General features: G+C 60.1%; 18 protein-coding genes, 1 tRNA gene, 1 other RNA gene and 1 pseudogene. 9 read left to right on the top strand and 12 right to left on the bottom strand.

The genetic code is table 11. The features are described from left to right. Positions 1–43 precede the first annotated feature (43 nt). From NW860_RS04945 to tkt, 4 genes are all read right to left on the bottom strand, one after another. Positions 44–619, bottom strand: a complete 576-nt coding sequence (locus NW860_RS04945) for a hypothetical protein (protein ID WP_414512767.1) — start codon at positions 617–619, stop codon at positions 44–46. Then, the gene (locus NW860_RS04940; RefSeq protein WP_414512765.1) at positions 603–1,058 is read right to left on the bottom strand and encodes a hypothetical protein; all 456 of its coding nucleotides are present in this window, start codon (positions 1,056–1,058) and stop codon (positions 603–605) included. The genes NW860_RS04945 and NW860_RS04940 overlap by 17 nt, the downstream gene beginning before the upstream one ends. 154 nt (positions 1,059–1,212) lie before the next feature. After that, on the bottom strand, positions 1,213–1,698 hold the full coding sequence (locus NW860_RS04935; RefSeq protein WP_414512763.1) for a hypothetical protein: 486 nt from the start codon (positions 1,696–1,698) through the stop codon (positions 1,213–1,215). Between the two features lie 39 nt (positions 1,699–1,737). Beyond that, positions 1,738–3,738 (bottom strand): transketolase, encoded by a 2,001-nt coding sequence (tkt, locus tag NW860_RS04930; RefSeq protein ID WP_414393626.1) that lies wholly within the window; start codon positions 3,736–3,738, stop codon positions 1,738–1,740. 300 nt (positions 3,739–4,038) lie between these two features. Here tkt and lipA point away from each other — a divergent pair, with 300 nt between their 5' ends. Both lipA and rnpB read left to right on the top strand, forming a co-directional pair. Beyond that, the gene (gene lipA / locus NW860_RS04925; RefSeq protein ID WP_414393624.1) at positions 4,039–4,956 is read left to right on the top strand and encodes a lipoyl synthase; all 918 of its coding nucleotides are present in this window, start codon (positions 4,039–4,041) and stop codon (positions 4,954–4,956) included. 29 nt (positions 4,957–4,985) lie between these two features. Continuing rightward, an RNA gene (rnpB, locus tag NW860_RS04920) (RNase P RNA component class A) lies at positions 4,986–5,434 on the top strand. Between the two features lie 9 nt (positions 5,435–5,443). On the opposite strand, the gene NW860_RS04915 is transcribed toward rnpB, so the two are convergent. Further along, positions 5,444–6,112, bottom strand: coding sequence for a TetR/AcrR family transcriptional regulator (locus NW860_RS04915; RefSeq protein WP_414405358.1), 669 nt, complete (start codon positions 6,110–6,112; stop codon positions 5,444–5,446). Positions 6,113–6,394: 282 nt separating this feature from the next. Here NW860_RS04915 and NW860_RS04910 point away from each other — a divergent pair, with 282 nt between their 5' ends. Further along, positions 6,395–7,261: an acyl-CoA desaturase gene (locus tag NW860_RS04910; RefSeq protein ID WP_414393620.1), complete on the top strand. Its 867-nt coding sequence runs from the start codon at positions 6,395–6,397 to the stop codon at positions 7,259–7,261. A 90-nt stretch (positions 7,262–7,351) separates the two neighbouring features. Here NW860_RS04910 and NW860_RS04905 read toward each other — a convergent pair whose 3' ends face one another. Further along, positions 7,352–7,612, bottom strand: coding sequence for a hypothetical protein (locus NW860_RS04905; protein WP_414410465.1), 261 nt, complete (start codon positions 7,610–7,612; stop codon positions 7,352–7,354). 38 nt (positions 7,613–7,650) lie between these two features. Continuing rightward, positions 7,651–8,469, bottom strand: coding sequence for a 3-methyl-2-oxobutanoate hydroxymethyltransferase (gene panB / locus NW860_RS04900; RefSeq protein WP_414393617.1), 819 nt, complete (start codon positions 8,467–8,469; stop codon positions 7,651–7,653). A gap of 102 nt (positions 8,470–8,571) precedes the next feature. On the opposite strand from panB, the gene NW860_RS04895 reads away from it, so the two are divergent. Together NW860_RS04895 and NW860_RS04890 are read left to right on the top strand one after the other, a co-directional pair. After that, positions 8,572–8,658 (top strand) — tRNA-Ser (locus NW860_RS04895). Next, positions 8,658–9,407, top strand: coding sequence for a phycocyanobilin:ferredoxin oxidoreductase (locus NW860_RS04890; protein ID WP_414512798.1), 750 nt, complete (start codon positions 8,658–8,660; stop codon positions 9,405–9,407). Before NW860_RS04895 ends, NW860_RS04890 begins: the two co-directional genes overlap by 1 nt. On the opposite strand, the gene NW860_RS04885 is transcribed toward NW860_RS04890, so the two are convergent. Further along, a complete protein-coding gene (locus NW860_RS04885) occupies positions 9,404–10,231 on the bottom strand; it encodes a hypothetical protein (protein WP_414512760.1) in 828 nt (275 codons plus the stop codon). The two genes, NW860_RS04890 and NW860_RS04885, sit on opposite strands and share 4 nt — an antisense overlap. A gap of 291 nt (positions 10,232–10,522) precedes the next feature. Between NW860_RS04885 and prmA the strand changes: the two genes are divergently transcribed. From prmA to NW860_RS04865, 4 genes are all read left to right on the top strand, one after another. After that, positions 10,523–11,410 (top strand): 50S ribosomal protein L11 methyltransferase, encoded by an 888-nt coding sequence (prmA, locus tag NW860_RS04880; RefSeq protein ID WP_414512796.1) that lies wholly within the window; start codon positions 10,523–10,525, stop codon positions 11,408–11,410. Beyond that, positions 11,383–12,132 carry a 16S rRNA (uracil(1498)-N(3))-methyltransferase gene (locus NW860_RS04875; RefSeq protein ID WP_414512758.1) on the top strand — a complete coding sequence of 250 codons (750 nt, stop codon included), beginning with the start codon at positions 11,383–11,385 and terminating at the stop codon, positions 12,130–12,132. Before prmA ends, NW860_RS04875 begins: the two co-directional genes overlap by 28 nt. 97 nt (positions 12,133–12,229) lie before the next feature. Continuing rightward, positions 12,230–13,489, top strand: coding sequence for a histidine--tRNA ligase (gene hisS, locus NW860_RS04870; RefSeq protein WP_414512756.1), 1,260 nt, complete (start codon positions 12,230–12,232; stop codon positions 13,487–13,489). Positions 13,490–13,496: 7 nt separating this feature from the next. After that, positions 13,497–14,981, top strand: a complete 1,485-nt coding sequence (locus NW860_RS04865; RefSeq protein ID WP_414512755.1) for a hypothetical protein — start codon at positions 13,497–13,499, stop codon at positions 14,979–14,981. A 1-nt stretch (position 14,982) separates the two neighbouring features. Here NW860_RS04865 and NW860_RS04860 read toward each other — a convergent pair whose 3' ends face one another. From NW860_RS04860 to NW860_RS04845, 4 genes and pseudogenes are all read right to left on the bottom strand, one after another. Continuing rightward, positions 14,983–15,819, bottom strand: a complete 837-nt coding sequence (locus tag NW860_RS04860; RefSeq protein WP_414512753.1) for a universal stress protein — start codon at positions 15,817–15,819, stop codon at positions 14,983–14,985. A gap of 101 nt (positions 15,820–15,920) precedes the next feature. Beyond that, positions 15,921–16,820, bottom strand: a complete 900-nt coding sequence (locus NW860_RS04855; RefSeq protein ID WP_414512751.1) for a hypothetical protein — start codon at positions 16,818–16,820, stop codon at positions 15,921–15,923. A 28-nt stretch (positions 16,821–16,848) separates the two neighbouring features. Further along, complete coding sequence (locus NW860_RS04850) at positions 16,849–17,985, bottom strand: hypothetical protein (RefSeq protein WP_414512749.1); 1,137 nt, start codon at positions 17,983–17,985, stop codon at positions 16,849–16,851. After that, positions 17,982–18,627 (bottom strand): annotated as a pseudogene (locus NW860_RS04845) (hypothetical protein); the annotation flags it as partial. The pseudogene NW860_RS04845 and the gene NW860_RS04850, both read right to left, overlap by 4 nt.

Raw genomic sequence — 18,627 nt, 5'->3', positions numbered from 1 at the left:
CGCCACCAACGGCAGGGCTTAAAGACCTGGACTGACCTTCCCCCTAGCGGAGACAGCTGCCAGAAGTAGCCGTGAGGTTGACCTGATACACCGTGCCGGCGGCCGGAATGGGGGGTCGGACGGTGATGGTAAAACGGCCCTGCCCATCAGCCTGGACAGTTTGGTTCATCACCGTCTGCTGAGCGCTGAGAATGCCCTCCAGTGAAGTTGAGGCCGTTGCTGGTACCCGCACCGAAGCATTGGGAGCTGTGGTGCCTTGCAGCGTAAAGGAAGGGCCGGCAACCCGATCCCCGTCCCGCAAGTTAGTAATCTGGGGCACTAAGCTGGGGACAGTGGTAGTTGCGGAAACTTCTTGGGCGGCAAGACGCTGGATACCGCCGCCAGCCCCCTCGATCAAGCGAGCTGGCTGTTCTGCAGTCATAAAGCGCACCTGGCCGTTGTTTTCCAAACGCGCAATGACGATCCCTTCGCGAGTAGCATCTTTCGGTTCAACGAGGACGTTGACCACGTAGGTGCCTCTGGAAACTTCCCGGGCCTGTAGAGTTTGCACCTGCCGTCCATCCTGAACGAGGTAAACGGTTACTCGGCTAGAGGGAGTGCCGTTAACGGTTACCAGCAAGATCTCGCCTGCTGACAGGGGGCGATGGCCGGCGTTCAATGGAGGCACGGACAGGGCTGCCCACCGTAAAGCTCCAGGTGACGCGGCGGGTCACTCCCTGGGTGTTGGTGAACTCCAGCAAGACTTCGTGACGCCCTGACGGCAGGGGCTGAGGGGGACGGTAGGTAAAGAAATCGCGCGTGATCACTGCTTCCGAGGTAACCTCTCTGCCATTCAGGAAAACCCTCACCGTTTCCGGGCGTACGCTGACCCCATTTTGGCTGCGAAAAGAAGCCGAGATTGAAGAGGTAGGCTCAACATCGGTGGCCGCCTGAGCCGGGCTGGGATCCGTAACTTGCTGGGCCTTTGCTGGCAAGCTTGCCAACCCCACAATCGCCGCGCCAGCCACCAGAACCCTGCGAAACCGGGGACACCACTGATTGCTCATGAGACCGTCCAAAGGAAAAGTTGAGTTGGGGCAGCTTTACCCCTGCCTAGCCAGAAGCTGGATCCCAGCCTCCTCTCTGCATCCTGTTCCAGCTGGCAACCTCTGTCAATACACTTGAGCCTCTGGGGGGCTTTGCTCTCTGGAGATGCAGGGATTCCCACCAACATCAATTGACGAAGATGGCGCCTGTCTCTTGCAGGTCTAGGCAGTGATCGCCCGAAACGTCGTTGACTAGGCGCACCTCCACGGTGATGACATTCGCGGGATCCACACTCACCTGGTAGCCCACCGGCCCCAACATGGGTGTGTTGATGGCCAGGCAGTTGGGGAGGGTCAGGTTGCTCAAGCGTAGCGTTTCTCCCGGCTGCAGTTCCGAGATACCCTGGCGCGGATCGGTAAAGCCGTACTCCAAAGGCAGGCCAGTGCGGTTGCGGACTACCACCTCAACCGGTGGGGTGGGGTTGAAGCGAGCCACTGGCCGGCCAAAGACCGCTTGATCCACACCCACTGGCAGGCGCGGCAGCGGCACTGTTTGGAGGGCAGGCTGAGCGGCAACCCAGGGGGATCCCTGGAGCAGCATTCCACTGATCCCGCCAGCCAATAGAGCTGCTACCCTCCCACCCTTGCTTTTGCCTAGCTTTGAGGTGCTCATACTCTACAGGCTAGGGATCCCTGCTGGGCGTATCAAGGGTTAGCCTAGGAGACGACGGGCAGTATTGAGCACATTCTCCACCGTGAAGCCAAACTTCTCCATACACACGGGGCCAGGGGCAGAAGCGCCGAAGCGGTCAATGCCAATGGCTACCCCCTCAAAACCCAGGTACTTGTGCCAGCCAAAGGTGGAGCCCGCCTCGATGGAGATGCGCTTAGTAACGTTGGGAGGTAAGACAGAGTCCCGGTAACTCTGAGGCTGGGCCTCAAATAGCTCCATGCAGGGCATGGAGACCACGCGCACCGCCCGGCCTTCCTGCTTCAGTTGGGCAGCAGCCTTCACCGCCAGCTCCAGCTCTGAGCCGGTGGCAATCAAGATTAGCTCCGGGTTGGGGGCATCCACCACCACGTAGGCTCCCTTGGCCACTCCCTCCACGGAGGTACCTTCCACGGGATTGACCGCCTGCCGGGTAAACACCAGCACCGAGGGGGTGGACTTGGACTCGAGGGCTACTTGGTAGGCTCCTACCGTCTCGCGAGCATCAGCAGGGCGGATGACGTAGAGGTTGGGGATAGCCCGCAGGGAGGCCAGTGTCTCAATAGGCTGGTGGGTGGGGCCGTCCTCTCCCAGGGCAATGGAGTCGTGGGTCATCACATGAAGCACCCGCGCCCGCGAGAGGGCTGACAGGCGAATAGCCGGCCGCATGTAGTCGCTGAAAACCAAGAAGGTGGCGTCGTAGGGGATAAGGCCGCCGTGCAGGGCCATGCCGTTGGCGATAGCTCCCATAGCGTGTTCCCGGACTCCAAAGCGGAAGTTGCGCCCGTGGTAGGAGCCGGCCTGAAATTCTGGGATCCCCTTTAGGTAAGTCATGTTGGAGTGGGCCAGATCGGCAGATCCGCCCAGCAGCTCAGGTACCGCCTTGGCCAAGGCGTTAAGGCAAAGACCCGAGAGATTGCGGGTGGACTCCCTGCCGATTTCGGCAATTGGCGCTAGGGCTTCTTTCCAGCCCACAGGCAGCTCGCCCGCCATGATCCGTTTAAACTCAGCAGCCTCTTCTGGGTAGGCCTTCTCGTAGGCGGCAAAGCGCTCGTTCCACTCGGCCTCGGCCCTGGCCCCTCTTTCAATGGCCTGGCGGAAGTGAGCCAGCACTTCGTCGGGAATGTAAAACTCAGGCTCCAGCGGCCAGCCCAGGTTTTGCTTGGTGAGCTTCACCTCCTCTGGCCCCAGCGGTGCTCCGTGGACGCTCTCAGTGCCAGCTTTGTTGGGGGAGCCGTAGCCAATGGTGGTCTCGACAATGATCAGGGAAGGCTTGTCGGTAACTTCTTTGGCTTTCTGGATAGCGTCGGCAATCCCCTTCAGATCGTGGTTGCCGTCCTCCACTTTTTGCACATGCCAGCCGTAGGCCTCGTAGCGTTTGCCCACATCTTCGGTAAAGGTAATTTCCGTCCTGCCATCGATGGAGATGTGGTTGCTGTCGTAGAGCATGATCAGCTTGCCCAGCTTGAGGTGGCCAGCTAGGGAAGCCGCTTCCGAGGCCACCCCCTCCATGTTGCAGCCGTCGCCCAGGATCACGTAGGTGTAGTGGTCAACAATCGTGTGGCCAGGCTTGTTAAAGCGGGCCGCAAGGTGAGCTTCAGCAATGGCCAGCCCTACTGCATTGGCCACCCCCTGCCCCAGAGGGCCCGTAGTCACCTCCACGCCAGGGGTTTCAAAGTTTTCCGGGTGGCCGGGGGTTTTGGATCCCCACTGGCGAAACTGCTTGAGATCTTCAAGACTGACGTCAAAGCCAGTCAGATGTAGCAGAGCATACAGCAGCATGCAGCCGTGGCCTGCCGAGAGGACAAAGCGATCCCGATCCACCCACTTGGGGTTGCGGGGGTTGAACTTCAGAAACTGCTGCCAAAGCACATAGGCCATGGGTGCTGCCCCCATCGGCAGGCCAGGGTGGCCGGAGTTGGCCTTCTGAACAGCATCCACCGCCAAAAAACGAATAGTGTTGATGGCAAGTTGTTCCAGAGAGGGAGGAGCAGCAACAACCATGTGGGATCCCTATCGCTCGACACTCGCTTTCCAGTATGCCTTGGTACTCCCGCCAACCAAAGCAGGGAATACCTATGAAAAGGTTTGCAAAGGCGCTACCTGCCCCCGCTTTGGCCCCCTCAGCAAGCTGCATCGCCTTGGCAACCGCGTTAGCGGGACAAAGCCCTTGGCTTCGTATCAGCCAACCCTAGTCTAGTACAAGTTGGTAATCAAAGTGCTTGCGGGCTTTTGCCCTGCCCTCAAGGCGGATAAGCTAAGAGATACACGAGTTGCCGTTGGTGGCTAGTTGGAGGGTTTTCTTTGAGTGCCGTTGCTTCCCCTAGTGGCAAACCAGCCTGGCTGCGGGCCAAGGCACCTCAGCGGGTAGGCTCCGTCAAACAGCTGCTGCGGGACTTAGGTCTGAACACCGTCTGCGAAGAGGCCTCTTGTCCCAACCTAGGAGAGTGCTTTGCCAACGGCACCGCCACCTTCTTAATCATGGGCCCAGCCTGCACCCGCGCCTGCCCCTACTGCGATATCGACTTCACCAAGCGCCCTTTGCCTTTGGATCCCACCGAGCCGCTGCGAGTGGCAGAGGCTGTGCAACGGCTAGGGTTGCGTCATGCCGTGATTACCTCCGTCAACCGGGACGATCTCCCCGATGGGGGAGCCAGCCAGTTTGTTGCCTGCATTACCGAAATCCGCCGCCGCATGCCCCAGACAACCATCGAGGTCTTGATCCCGGACTTGTGCGGCAACTGGCAGGCCTTGGAGCAGATTCTCGCTGCCCGCCCCACGGTGCTTAACCACAACACCGAAACCGTGCCCCGCCTCTACCGGCGGGTTCGTCCCCAGGGGAACTACGAGCGCTCCCTTAAGCTGCTGGAATTGGCGCGGCAGTGGGATCCTGGCCTTTACACCAAGTCGGGAGTAATGCTGGGGCTAGGAGAAACTGCGGCAGAGATTTTGCAAGTGATGCAGGATCTACGGCGGGTAGGCTGCGACATCCTCACTCTTGGCCAATACCTGGCGCCCAGCCCCAAGCACCTGCCCGTGGAGCGCTACGTGCCCCCAGAGGAGTTTGACCACTGGCGACGGGTGGGGGAAGAGCTGGGCTTTTTGCAGGTGGTGTCCTCCCCGCTTACCCGCAGCTCCTACCATGCCGAGGCTGTCCAAGAGCTGATGCAGCGCTTTCCCCGACAAGGAACTGTAGGCCCAGGGAGGGATTTTCTACGCTAGGGGGATGCGGTAGGATTGAAATGAAGAGATAGGAGGGGCAGGCGGCCGCGTCCTCGCTGTCGCCACTAGACAGCAGGATGAGGAAAGTCCGGGCTTTCAGAAGAACACACCGCTGGGGAAAGCCCAGTGCGGGAAACCGCGAGGATAGTGCCACAGAAACATACCGCCGATGGCTGGGAGTCCAGCACAGGTAAGGGTGCAAAGGTGGGGTAAGAGCCCACCAGCAGCGTCGTGAGGCGCTGGCTCGGTAAACCCCGGTGGAAAGCAAGGCCGCAGCCGCAGGACTATGGCTGTTCTTCGCCCCTGTCGGCTGCACCGAGGTCACGGTACTCAGCCAAGTGGTTGGGGAAGGGTGGTCTCGGTGGTGGTGAGCCGCTAGAGGGTGATGGCAACATCACTCCCAGAGAGATGGCCGCCAGTGGGGGCTGCTCTTCGGAGTACCCCACTACAGAACCCGGCTTACAACCTCCTCATCTCTTCTCTTTTTTTAGGTTTCCTTCATCCCCCTCAAGGCCGCCATCCACAGCTTTACACAGATATCGAGAAGAGAGGCGGCGCTGATGTCATTTTCAGAAGTGCCTTTGTCCCCTGGATTAGAGGAGGGCTGGTTACCGTCGTCGGCAGGCAAGCCAGCGGTAACGGCCAACACAGCTGTCCCCAGAATCATCAGGTGGAGAACCCCAGCAGCTGCGTGAAGGTGCTCCGGGTCAATTGCCTGGAGTTCGGGGCTGGGGATCTGCTGCAGGTAGCCGGCTAGCTGCTCTTGGGCCTGCAGGAAGCCTGCTCTCAAGGCGCGGCGATGCTCCTCGGAGTAGAAGCCTGCTTCTCCCACCAATGAGCGCACCAGCTCAGGGTTATTGGCTAGAGCCTGGAAGCAGGTTTGGACATAGCGCAGGAGAATGGCTTGCAGCTCAGAGCTCTGGAAGGTGGCAGGAGCCGCCGGCAGGGGTAAGTCGGCAATCCCGGAGAAAACTCCCAGCTCACCGAATACGGCTAGGAGGAGTCCCTGCTTGCTGCCAAAGTGGCGAAACAGGGTTACTTCGTGAACCCCCGCCAAGTCTGCAATTTGGCGGGTGGTAGTCTGGGCAATGCCCTGTCGGACGAATAGCTCTCGAGCTGCCTTTAGCAGCCTTTGCCGGGAAGAAGGACGTGCCATGGTAGGGGATGGGGTAAGGAGCCAAGAGAAGATCCTGAAGACGAGAAGCAATCTGCAAGTATCGCTTGCACTTGGGGTGAAATATCGTTAAGCTTAACCTCGGGCCAGATGACATCGTCTGCTCTGTTGCCCTCTTGCTGCTGTCCGCCTACCTTGCTGAAACTTGCACTGGCAAGGGTAGGGGAAGCACACTGCGTTTCCTAGTGCTGGGGGCGACAACTGTGCAGGGAGCGATTGGACTCTGCGCCACTTTACTTCTCTACCTTGAGGTTTATCTAGTTCATGGCAATCTCTCTTTCCCCCAAGTCCTTGGGCAACTCCGACGGCTCCGCATCCCAAAAGTCTTTCCGCTTTGCTTGGGAATTTGCTCTTTTTTTCCTAGTTCTCCACGCCATTGCTTTGGTGGGCGGCATTCTTTTCTTCTCTTGGCCTGCCTTGGGAGTGGCCCTATTTTTCCACTGGTGTTTTGGCAGCTTGGGGATTTGTTTGGGTTATCACCGCCTTCTCAGCCATCGCAGCTTTCAAGTGCCTAAGTGGCTGGAATACGTCTTTGCTACGCTCGGTACTCTGGCTCTTCAAGGAGGGCCAATCTTTTGGGTAGGTGGCCATCGCCAGCATCACGCATTTACTGAGGATGAGGAAAAGGATCCCTACTCGGCCCGCAAAGGCTTTTGGTGGAGCCACATGCTTTGGCTAATCTACCAGCGAGAAGAATTTTTCAACCCTGAGAAGTATTTTGCCTTTGCGCCTGACTTGGCTCGGGATCCCTTTTACCGCTGGCTGGACAAATATGGGTTGCTGCTGCAACTGCCGCTAGCTGCCGTGCTCTATCTGTGGGGAGGTTGGTCGTTCGTTATCTACGGCATTTTTGTACGGACGGTGCTGCTGCTGCACTGCACCTGGCTGATCAATTCGGCCAGTCACTTTTGGGGCTATCGAACTTTCGAGAGCAACGACAATGCCCGCAACCTTTGGTGGGCTGCCCTTTTGACCTACGGCGAAGGCTGGCATAATAACCACCACGCTGATCCAAAGTGTGTAAAAGCAGGCTTGCGTTGGTGGGAAATTGACATGACCTACTGGGTCATTTGGGTGCTGGCGCAGCTAGGCTTGGCCCGTAAGTTGCACCTACCCGCTCAAAGTCAGTAACCCTCCGAGGCACTCCTGCCCCAGAACTTTCCCAGCTAAAAATAGGCCAGGGATCCTTTTCTGGGATCCCTGTTCGGCAAGCAGAGGAAACTAGCCCTCTAGAGGGCTATACTGCCATGGCCCATAGTGGTCAAGGATACGCTGAATTTGCTCTATATCAGCCTCTGGCCCTTGGTAAATGTGCAGCGCCTCAATTTGGCTAGCGGAGTAGTTAAAGCTGGGATCTTTTTTCCATTCCAGCTGTGTTTCTACCCCGGGAACACAAGCCAAGTGGGCAGCTAGCTCCCGATAAACCATCAGGGGCATAGAAGGGTAGCGAACGGCGTAGCGTTTCAGTCCAGCCGGAATCACAGGGTTACCTTACGGGGTCTTTGCTTAGCTCTGCTTCCTTATTTGTTGGATAACACAGTCTGGCCACAGGGATAAGAGGGGGGAAATACTTTCTGGCGAACATCCTCAGCAAAAGCTTCCACTGCTTCCCGGATTACCTGTCTTAAGTTGGCGTAGGCCTTAGCGAAAGGTGGGATCCGCTCGCTTAGGCCTAGAAGGTCATGGGTGACGAGGATCTGGCCATCACAGCCTGGGCCAGCCCCAATTCCCAAGGTTGGAATCCGGAGTTGCTGGGTAATTTGGGCAGCTAAGTCCGCCGGCATGTGTTCTAGAACTAGAGCAAAAGCCCCGGCTTGCTCTAGGTTTAAAGCTTCCTGGCGCAGCCGCTCCGCCTCTTCCGGCGTTTTCCCTTGCTGGCGGTAGCCCCCCAGCTGGTGTTTGGCCTGGGGCGTGAGGCCGATGTGGCCTAGAACGGGGATCCCTCGCTGCACCAGAAAGGCCACCGTCTCAACCATGGCCGGGTAGCCCCCTTCCAGCTTCACTCCATTTACCCCCGCCTCCTTCATCAGCCGTCCTGCCGAGAAGAGGGCCTGTTCTTTGCAGACTTGGTAGCTCAAGAAAGGCAAGTCGGCCACCAAAAAGGCCCGTTCTACGCCGCGGCGCACCGCCTGGGCATGGTGGATCATCTGCTCCAGGGTCAAGGGCAGGGTGCTGCTATGGCCCAGGCTGGTCATAGCCAGGCTATCGCCCACCAGGATTAGGTCAATCCCAGCCTGATCCAAAATCTGGGCTGTGACGTAGTCGGCAGCTGTGAGGGCCACCAGCGGTTGACCGGTCTGCTTAGCCTGGCGGAAGTGGTGAATGGAGAGGGCAGCCATACTTCCTATGATCTCATCGAGTCGCATCCTCCGCATTTTGCGGGCGAGGAGCCGGTCAGGATAGCCCGTTTGCCGCTAAGATAGTAAAGCGCTATGCAAACTGGAAGGGTGACAGAGTGGTTGATTGTGGCGCTCTCGAAAAGCGTTGTGGCCGCAAGGTCACCGTGGGTTCGAATCCCACCCCTTCCGTGTTCACGGCTCCTGCTTTACAGGCTCAACTGCATCCCCTCATCCAGCGCCTCTCGGAGGCGATTTTAGAGCTATGGGGATCCCACTTTGCCCTGGCCCCTTACGACCTGCCAGAGGATCTGGGCTACGTGGAGGGCCGCCTAGAGGGCGAGAAACTGCAGATTGAAAACCGCTGCTACCAGGGGGGGCCCTTCCGCAAGCTGCACCTGGAGCTGGCCCAGGCTGGCCAAAGCCTGGATATCCTCCACTGTGTTATGTTTCCACAGCCGCAGTACCCGCTGCCCCTGTTTGGCTGTGACATTGTGGCTGGTCGCGGCCAGGTGAGCGCCGCCATCGTCGATCTCTCACCGGTCACTCCCACTTTGCCGGATCCCTACATCCGGGAGCTGGAAGCTGTAGGAGCTCATTTAGCCCCTTTCCAACACCGGCGCCAGTTGCCACCTTGGGGCACGATTTTTTCCCCCTACTGCCTATTCATACGTCCTAGCGATGCAGCAGAGGCCAAGCGCTTTTTGCACTTTGCTTGCCGTTACCTGGAGATTCACTGCCACTTGGCGCAACAGATCCCCCCGCAGACGGATCCCCAGCAGATCCTGCTCCACTACCAAGGGCAGCAGCGCTACTGCAGCCAACAACAGCAGAACGACCGCACCCGCCGTGTTTTGGAAAAAGCCTTTGGCGCCGCCTGGGCTGAGCGTTACCTGAGCACCGTCCTTTTCGATTCGCCTCCCAATCCTGTGCAGATCTAGACGGGATCTCCCTGCAGCCGCTGCTGGATGTTCAGGGCCAATTTTTGCCTCAGGAATTCCGGCATGGTTAGAGTTGAGTCGGGACCTAGCAAGTAGAAAATAAAGCGCGCTCGGTTGCGGCGAAACATCAAATTGAGGTTAACAACGGTTAAATCCTCCTGCGCCAGGGCCCTCATCACCCGGTAAAACACGCCCAGTTGGTTGTCTACATCCACCAACAGCGTGGGCAGGTGAAACACTGGGTCAAAGTAAAAAGAAACCTGTACGTCTTTCAGGCTGGCTTTGAGATCGAACTCCAGCGCCAGGGTTTCGTGAACAGGAAACACCCCGGCCAGACACTCGTGAATGGCTCGCTCTAGGTTGAGCTTGGCTTGAGAGGAAAGGCTGTGGCCATCACGGGAGACCGTGAGGCGGATAAATACCAAGTGGGGCGAGTAGATCTGCCCGTAGAGATGGATGCCGTGCAGCGAAAGATTGAAGGCAGTCAGCACCCCAAATAGGTCGCTGAGCAGAGAAGGCCGGTTGCGATAGGCTAGACAAACCACCGTCTTGCCCCGCTCGTCCCGCATCTGCACCACTGCCCTACGGGTTTGATAAAGGGCATAGGCCAGACGCAAGTTTTGCACCTGGATCTCACTGCTAACAAACTGGCTGTAAAAAGGTGGAAAACTCTCGTTGAAGCGCCGCATCAGAGCGGTTCGGGTCAGCGGGATCGAGTTCTTGGCAGGGCCGACCCTGGGCAAAGGGGGAGCCTCAGCCCCACTTTCCCCAGCCATCTCGAGGGAGGGTGGAGTGTCTTGTTCTGCTGACTGCTCAGCTGCCATCTCTCTCACCCCTTCCGCTCGACAAAGCACAACCCGACTCCACTCACCCGCACGGAGCTTTAAAGGGAGGCGAAGCGCGCGTCCAATTAAACTCTATCTCACGGGATCAAGGAGGGCATCAAAAACCCCCCAGCAGGGGGAGCTGCAGGGCAGCGGGTGATCCTAAATTAGAACAAGAACTGGTTTGGCCAAGCCAACGGCATCCCTTTGGCAGCCTTTTTGTTTTCCCGTTCAAGAACTCCCGCCGTGAGCAGGACTGTTGCCGATCCCTCCTCGCGTTCCTCTGCCCAGGTGCCGGATCCGGGTGGAGCCTGGTGGGATCTCCACATCCTCGCCTCCCCTGTGCAGGAAGACCAGATCTTCTGGCGGCTGGAGAGCTTTGGCTGTCAGGGCATGGCCAGCCAGGCTTATGGCGAAGACCAAATTAGCATTCACGCCTATTTGCCCTGCTTCCGCGCCACTCCTTTAGACTTGGCGGCTCTGGCGCTGCGCCTGCGGCAAGATGCCCTCGTGGCCGGCCAGCCCCTTCCCAAGCTGCACTGGGAACGAATGGAAGCAGAGGATTGGAGCAACAGTTGGAAGCAACACTGGCGGCCTGAGCCAGTGGGAGAGAGGCTGCTCATCTGTCCAGCCTGGCTGGATCCACCCCCTCACCCTGGCCGTCTCCTGCTGCGGCTGGATCCGGGCATGGCCTTTGGCACAGGCACCCATCCGACCACCCAGCTTTGCCTAGAAGCCCTGGAGATGCGCCTAGGAGCGGGTACAGAGGGGGTGACGGTAGCCGATGTGGGCTGCGGTTCGGGCATTCTGTCGGTGGCGGCAGCCCTCTTAGGGGCCAAGCGGGTTTATGCTGTGGATGTTGACCCGCTGGCGGTGCAGGCAGCACTCCACAATCGCGACCTCAATGGCCTTACAGACCGGATCGAGGTGGCTCAGGGCAGTCTGGAACGCATTCCGGAGATGGTGGATGGACTGGTGTGCAACATTCTGACCGACGTGATCCTGGATATGATCCCGGGGTTTGGCCTAGTGGTGAAGAAAGGGGGCTGGCTTATCCTCAGCGGCATTCTCCTCGAGCAGGCCAGGTTGGTTACGGAGATGTTGGAGGCCAACGAGTGGTTGGTTGCAGCCCTTTGGCGACGGGGGGAGTGGTGCTGTCTAAACGCACGCGCTCTCTAAGTTCCCTGCCCCGCCTAGCTATCGACCCGGCCCAGCGGGATCCCACCGGTGGGATCTATTTAACCAGCCCGCAGCGGCACTACCTGCAGCGGGTGCACCGCCTTCGGGGGGGGGATCCCTTTTTGGTTTTGGACGGCTCCGGCAAGCTGTGGCTGGCCCATTGGCAGCCCCAGAAATGCCAAATTGTGGCTGAGGTAGAGGCCCCGCCGCGGGAATTGCCCGTTTACCTGCATCTGGGCTTAGCAGTGGTCAAGGGGCCGGGATTTGACGAGGTGTTTCGCCAGGTTACCGAGCTGGGGGTAGCGCGCATTACCCCTCTGCTGACGGAGCGCACCGTGGTGGAGCCGGGATCGGGGCGGCAGGAACGCTGGCAAAAAATTGTGCGGGAGGCAACAGAACAGTGTGAGCGGCTGCACTGGCCTCAAATTGACCTGCCTACTTCCTGGAGCCGCTGGCTGGCTGAGCTCAAGGCCAACTGGTGGGGCATAGCGGTTGCCCGCCAAAACGCCCCCCCGCTGCTGCAAGTCCTGCCGCCTCTAAGGGGTGCCGTCGTGGCGCTGGCTATTGGCCCAGAAGGTGGCTGGACAGAGACGGAGCGCCGCCAAGCGGAAGCCCACGGCGGAGTGCCTGTTTCTTTGGGCCCTACGATCCTGCGATCCACCACCGCGGCGGTGGCCGCTGCCAGCCAAGTTGCCGCTTTCTACGCTAGCTTGAGCCCTTGAGCCGAGGCTAGCTCTGCCCCCCGCCAGCAGGGCGATATTATGGCATTGACACGAACCCTTGCTTCCCAGGGCGGGGCTCTGGGTGAGAGGAACAGACATGGGGAAAATCCACGCGGTGCGGGGTACCCGCGACATCCTGCCTCAGGAGGTAAGGCTGTGGCAGCAGGTGGAGGCCAGTGCCCGCGAGATCTTGGGGCGGGCTAACTACCAGGAGATCCGCACCCCCATTTTGGAGCTGACGGAGCTTTTTGCCCGCAGCATCGGCAGTGCCACCGACGTGGTGGGCAAGGAGATGTTCTCCTTTAGCACCCGCGGTGAGCAGGAGGTGAGCTTGCGTCCCGAGAACACTGCTGGTGTGGTGCGGGCCTACATCCAACACGGGCTGCAGATGGCGGGCGATGTGCAGCGCCTCTGGTACTGTGGGCCGATGTTTCGCTACGAGCGTCCCCAAGCGGGGCGGCAACGCCAGTTCCATCAGTTGGGGGTGGAGCTCCTGGGCAGCCGCGATCCCCGCGCCGATGCCGAGGTTATCGCTCTGGCCTGGGATCTGCTGCGGGCGGTGGGGGCGGAAAATCTCACTCTGCGGCTCAACTCCCTTGGGGATCCGCAGGACCGGCTGGCCTATCGCCAAGCCCTGGTGGACTACCTCACCCCCTTGAAGGAAGAGCTGGATCCGGACTCCCAGGAGCGTCTTGGCCGCAACCCCCTGCGCATCCTCGACAGCAAGGATCCCCACACCCGCGCCATTGTTGAGAAAGCGCCCAAGCTGCCCGATTACCTTAGCGCGGACTCACGTGCCTTCTTCGAGCAAGTGCAAGCTCATCTCAAAGCCCTAGACATTCCCTATGAGCTGGATCCCTACCTAGTGCGCGGCTTGGACTACTACACCCACACCGCCTTCGAGATCGTCTCGCCGGAATTGGGCTCCCAGAGCACCGTCTGCGGGGGCGGCCGCTACGACGGCCTAGTGGAAGAGCTGGGCGGACCGCCGACCCCGGCCGTAGGCTGGGCCATCGGCATGGAGCGGCTGGTGTTGCTGCTGCAAAAGAAGCAGCTAGAGGGGGTGGCCAGGCCGCTGGACGTCTACGTGATCTCCCGCGGAGCCAAGGCAGAGACCCAATCCCTTCAGGTTGCCCAGGCCCTGCGCCAAGCTGGTTTTTGCACCGAGCTGGATCTCAGCGGCAGCCCCTTTAGCAAGCAGTTCAAGCGGGCTAGCCGCAGCGGCGCCACTTGGGCTGTGGTCCTGGGAGATGCGGAAGCGGTGGCCGGCGAGGTGCAGCTGAAGCACTTGCCCACAGGACAGCAGCAAACCCTCCTGCAAGCTGAGCTGGTGAAGTATTTGCTCTCCCAGAGGTGACCGCGGAATGCTGAGTTTTTGGGTACGGCGCAACGGACAAGAAGAATGGCAGCCAGTACCAGCCGAAGGAGCCATTCTGGAGGAAGACACGTACACCGTCCTGGCCCATTGTCCCCAGCCCTACTTCACCATTACTGTGGAAGTTCGCCACCGCCCTTTAGCAGCAGAGGATGAACAAGCCCCAGCAGAGGCGAAGGCCTCGAAGGGAGAACTCTTGCAAACCCGTTCGGTGCGCACCAACGAGGAGGGGATCGCCATTATCTTGCCGGCCACTCGTCTTGCCCCTGGTTCCTGGGAACTGCACTGCCGCGATGCCGACTTGATAGCTGAGCTGTTTGGCGAGAAGGAGCTGAAGAATTGTCTGCGTTTCCAGGTCGTGTCTGCCCCGGCTCAGTCAGAACCAGCAGCCGCCTTGGTGGCCCAGCCAACAGAGCCCGAATCCGCTCCTCAGCCCAAAGAGCCTGCCCCCCCACCCGAGCTGTTTTCCCTCATGCACAGCGAACTGGAGGGATCCCCTGAGGAAGTACTGGTGTTGACGGGGCGAATTGGCTGCAGCGGCGAACTGCAGGTACGGCTTTGGCAGGAGGGGAGCCCGGATCCCCTTTTCCAAGGGCGACGGCAGATTCAACTCCCAGGACAGGCGCGAACGGCAGTGTTTAGCATTCCCCTCACCCTACCCAGCCAGCCCTGGGCTCGCCCTCTGCGGGGAGAAGTGTGCCTTGCTCCCTCCTCCTGGCAGCATCCAGAGCTGCTGAGAGTCCCCTTCTCTGTTCGCTGCCGCGGCCAGGGGGAAGGGCCACCCTCTTTGCCGCAGGAAGCAGAGCCACCCACCCCTGAGGCCAGCCCTGCCTCGACCACAACCTTGCTCTCCCCCGAGCGCACCCTGCAGAAGTTGTTGCGCATCTGGCAGCGCAGCGCCTCTGGGGGAAAAGAAGCTCCCGACCCGCTTCCGCCACAAGAGCTCCCAGCCTCCCCTGCCTCCCCAGAAGAGGCTGCAGCCAAAGCTAACGCCCAACCTGGGGTGGGGACTCTTCCAACTGAGCCGCCTGGCAAAGAGGCTGTCCTGCCAGCCCAAACCGAGATCCAGCCCACCCCACCCTTAGCTGTGACTGACCAAAACCCGGAAACCCTGCCTTTGCCCCCAGGCGTGTGCCCAGCGCCCCAACTGCTGGTGCCCGAGCACCTGCGGGCAGGTGACAATTTTGACGTAGTGCTGCGTTTGCCCGCCTCGCTCAATTCTGCCAGTAGCTCGAGCGAGCAGCCTCCCTTGTGGATTAAGTTTTGGGTCAAGCATGGCCGCACCCGCTCTTTGGTGGATGGCCCTCGTTGGTTGCTGGACTTCTCCCGCAACGAGCAGGGGCAGTGGCAAGCTCTCACCCGCATGACCATCCCTCCCGGCGTCCCTGAGCTAATCTTCGAGGCTTGGGCCGTCAGCCCAGATCGCCAGCAGCAGAGCGACCGCGTGACGGAGCACCGCTCCATCTTGCCCTAGGTCAGTCTTGGACAGAGCGCACCATCAGCACTGGGCAGCCGATATGCACCCGCACGTAGTCGGAGACAGATCGTCCCAAGAGCCGATCCAAGTCGGGGATGCTGCGGGCAATGCTGGGCCGGCGATCTGGGGATCCCATCACCAGCAGGTCGGCCTTGCTTTCTTCCGCCAGCCGGACAATCTCAGTGCCGGGATCCCCGACGGCAGTTAACACTCGGTGGCCAATTTGGCGACTTTTGAGGGTAGCGATTGCCCGGTCTAGGGTTTCGTCCCGAGCTTGGGCATCGGCATCCAGTTGCACAGAGGCTAGGAAAATCTGGGCTCCCGGGATGCCGGCCACTAGATCCAGGGCCGTGGCAAAGGCGGCCTGGGCGGCGGGGGAGTTGTTGAGGGCCACCATGACGTGGCTGGGGTATTTGACGTAGGCGTCGTCCTTGACCAGCAGCATGGGGCAGGAGGCAAGCTGGAACACGTATTGGCTGACCGAGTTCTGCAAAATGGCCATGATGCGGTTGCGCCCCCGCGATCCCATGACAATTAGGGGATTGGGTAGAGATTCCGCCACCTGCAGCACCACCACCTTGGGATCCCCTTCCACCAGTTGGGTGCTGATCTTCAGCCCAGGTCGCGGGGGAAAGGTCTGCAGCGTCTGGGCCAATAGCTCCTGCCCCTTTTGCCAGGCAGCCCGCATCTCCTCGGCAGAAGTCTGGGAAGGCACCGCATGCAGCAGCGTCACGTGGCACTGGGCAAAGGCCGGCAAGGACAGGAGAGTATGCACCATCTGCTCGGTGGGGCCGCTGCCGTCGATGGCGGCAATGATGTTTTCAAAGCGAGGCATGGGATCCGTTCTCCTGGCCAACAGCTGCCAAGACTCATCCTAGATCTGGCGCTGTGGATCCCTGTTACCGAGGCGGGTATCCTGCAATATTTTGTTGGGTTTTAGTAACTCAGCCACACATAGCCGGTGAAGCCGCCGCCGGCGTTGGTGTTGCGACCAGTCAAGAATTGAAACCCTCCTAGGCCCAGCGTTAACCCTCCCTCTAGTCGCCAGTTGAGCTGGCCGGAAAGCTTGAGGCTATCGTAGTCGGGATCCTGCACTGCCACATCTCCAAAGAGCAAAGGGGCGCCGTTGCCGAGGGTAAAGTCGCCATCCAGAGCCACAATGGCCTGCACCTCAGGGCTGAGATCCGCTCCAAAGGTCAAGTTGGCTTTGAGGCGGTCGCCCGGATAGCCTAGGTAATCCCGCAAGGTAAGGCAGGAGTCGAAAAAGGCAGGCAGGGATCCCAACTGGGTATTGGCTGCCGCCCCAACTTTGAGATCATAGCCGAAGACGCCGTACCCCAAGGGCAGGGGAATGTCTTGGGTGGCATATCCGGGCGGGATCAAGGCCGTTAGCTGAGCCGAGAAGAAGGGATCCCCGTTCCCCCAAGTATGGCGCAGGCCCAGCTCCAGATCCCGCAGGCCCTGGTTGCGCTGGGTAACGGTGTCAGCCCCGCTGGCAAAGCGATTTTCGATGAAAACGTAGCTGGTGTTGAGGTTGAGGGTGAGTTGATCGCTAAGGCCAGTTTCAGTAAACAGGTTAAGGCGGGTCTCGCCGTACTCCGAAAGGGCCTGCTGCAGGCGTCCCTTCTGGTCAAAGCGGGTGCGGGGTTGGTACACCTCAGGCTGCAGCGAGAAAAACGTTTTCCCTGCTCCGCGAGGAAAGCCACAGCCTGCCCAGGCTGGCAGCTCCAGACCCAAGACAAGGCTTAGGCCCAGCAGCCAGCTTCTTGCTATGGCAAAAGGCTTCATCTGGGGATCCCCAACAACAGCGCCGCCAAGGGGGATTGTATCTGCCAAAGGCCGTTTTGGGTCCTCGTCTCCACGGCTACACCCTCCTGGCAACAGCCGGCAAACCTACCCGGGCCCGGAATTGCCGCGCTGCTGTCAGCGCCCCATAGGGATCCCCCTTGTAGAGGCCGTAGTGCATGAGAGACATGCGCCGCAGCCCCAGTTGCGACACCTCTTGCAGCCACTCCCGCCGGCTCATGATCGCAAAGTCCACCTGGACCGTGTCGGCCCGACCGCCGTTGGGGTGTTTTTCCTTAATCGAGGGCTCGTAGTGGGCCAGCATCAAGTTGCGGTGGATGGGGGCAAAGAGATGGCAACAGAGGCGGATCTGCTCAGGGTTGCCCGGATCCGGCCCGTTCAGCTCTGGGTTAAACTCCCCTGGCCGCCGCTGGCGCATGGACTGGAAGGCGATCCCGTCCATCCGGCTCATCGTCTCGGCAAAAGGCTCCACCATGCTGCGCCCCGACCCGCGCTGGGGATCGTCGAAGGTGGCAATCCACCCGCCCCAGCAGAGGGCCACTTCGGCCTCTGGCAAACGCTCCTTGATGGCCTGGCGAGCTCTTAGGACGTTGCGCATGAGAGCCTGGTAGTAGGGGGCAGTGTCGGCGTTGTAGGTATCGGCAGGAATGCGCCAGTAGGAAAACTCGGTGGCCAAGCTCCAGTAGGTGGGGCGGCCTTGGGGGTTGGCTTGGGCAATATACCCCGCCAGCTCGGCTACGTCTTGGATAAACTGCTGGGAGATGTGGTAGTCGCCGCAGGGGCGGTGGGTGTCGTCTTCCCAGGTGATGATGTGGAGGGTATAGCCCCGCTCAAACCACTGCCGCAAAAGCCCGGCCTGGTGCCAGTTGCGCCAAAAGGAGAGATCCCCCTGGCGGTGATCAAAGCTGTTCAGCCAGCCGCTCAGGAAATGGGGATCCCACCCCTGCGCCACTGCCGCCACCTGCGGATCCGACTCGATTTCCCAGAGGAAGCGACCGGGATCCTCGCCAATGCCCACCTGCCAGCGGGCCAGCAGCTCTGACAAGTTCATGCTTCCCGTCTCGACATTTTCCGGGCTGCGACTCCCCTGCTGACTCAAAAACTCCTGGTCACAGCCGGCAACCCCATAGGCAGCCAGCAGCGCTCCGCCCGCTTGCAGCACCTGTCGCCGCTGCCAGGATCGTCTCCTTTTCATCTCCTCTCCTCCTGCGGTTCCTCTTGGTGTTGGCGAGCCCACAGCCGCACTTGGGGGGAGCTATAAACCTCCCTGAAGCCCGGCAGCCCCTCAAAATTGAGCTCAGGCCAAAATTGCAGGATGCGATCGGCGCTCCGCAAGGGATCCGCCGGCCCCGCCACCAGCAAGTAGTCCACCCGCTCCTGGGGGTGCTGCAAAGCCAGGGCAAACTCGTACTGGTGAGGGGTGAGAAACAGGCGCGGGTCTCTTGCCCAAAAGATAGCCTCAAAGTGGATGTCGTCGTCCACCAGCACTTTTTGTCCGGGCAACAGGTGGCGATAGAGATACTGCCCAACCTGGCGCTTTTCCTGCCGCAGCCTCCGCCAGTCTTCTAGGGCTTGCCCAGCAGAGGTTACTTCATACAGGTTTTGGGCAGCTTCCAACTCGCCACTAAGGGGCACTACCCCTGCCACCAGCCGCTCCCAGAGATCCCGCTCCTCAGCCACCAGGGGCATGAGGAAACCCGGCTCTTGGCTCACCCCATAACCGGCAGTGAGGCAGTTCAGCCCCAAGAGAGCGGTGATCAACAGGCACTTAGCCCAACGGGAACCAGCTCCACGAGCGAGGTAGGCGCTCATCCCAAGAGGCAAGGGTACCCAGAAA

The organism is Synechococcus sp. F70.1 (genome assembly GCF_047502745.1).
Lineage (GTDB): Bacteria > Cyanobacteriota > Cyanobacteriia > Thermostichales > Thermostichaceae > Thermostichus.
Note: the sequence above shows the minus strand (reverse complement) of the source record. Positions and strands in the feature narration are given on the sequence as shown.

Excerpts from the sequence above, each read along its gene's own strand:
- NW860_RS04850 (WP_414512749.1), bottom strand. The coding sequence starts at position 17,985 with ATGAAAAGGAGACGATCCTGGCAGCGGCGACAGGTGCTGCAAGCGGGC.
- hisS (WP_414512756.1), top strand. The coding sequence starts at position 12,230 with ATGGGGAAAATCCACGCGGTGCGGGGTACCCGCGACATCCTGCCTCAG.
- NW860_RS04865 (WP_414512755.1), top strand. The coding sequence starts at position 13,497 with ATGCTGAGTTTTTGGGTACGGCGCAACGGACAAGAAGAATGGCAGCCA.
- NW860_RS04885 (WP_414512760.1), bottom strand. The coding sequence starts at position 10,231 with ATGGCAGCTGAGCAGTCAGCAGAACAAGACACTCCACCCTCCCTCGAG.
- NW860_RS04860 (WP_414512753.1), bottom strand. The coding sequence starts at position 15,819 with ATGCCTCGCTTTGAAAACATCATTGCCGCCATCGACGGCAGCGGCCCC.
- NW860_RS04910 (WP_414393620.1), top strand. The coding sequence starts at position 6,395 with ATGGCAATCTCTCTTTCCCCCAAGTCCTTGGGCAACTCCGACGGCTCC.
- tkt (WP_414393626.1), bottom strand. The coding sequence starts at position 3,738 with ATGGTTGTTGCTGCTCCTCCCTCTCTGGAACAACTTGCCATCAACACT.
- panB (WP_414393617.1), bottom strand. The coding sequence starts at position 8,469 with ATGGCTGCCCTCTCCATTCACCACTTCCGCCAGGCTAAGCAGACCGGT.
- NW860_RS04915 (WP_414405358.1), bottom strand. The coding sequence starts at position 6,112 with ATGGCACGTCCTTCTTCCCGGCAAAGGCTGCTAAAGGCAGCTCGAGAG.
- NW860_RS04935 (WP_414512763.1), bottom strand. The coding sequence starts at position 1,698 with ATGAGCACCTCAAAGCTAGGCAAAAGCAAGGGTGGGAGGGTAGCAGCT.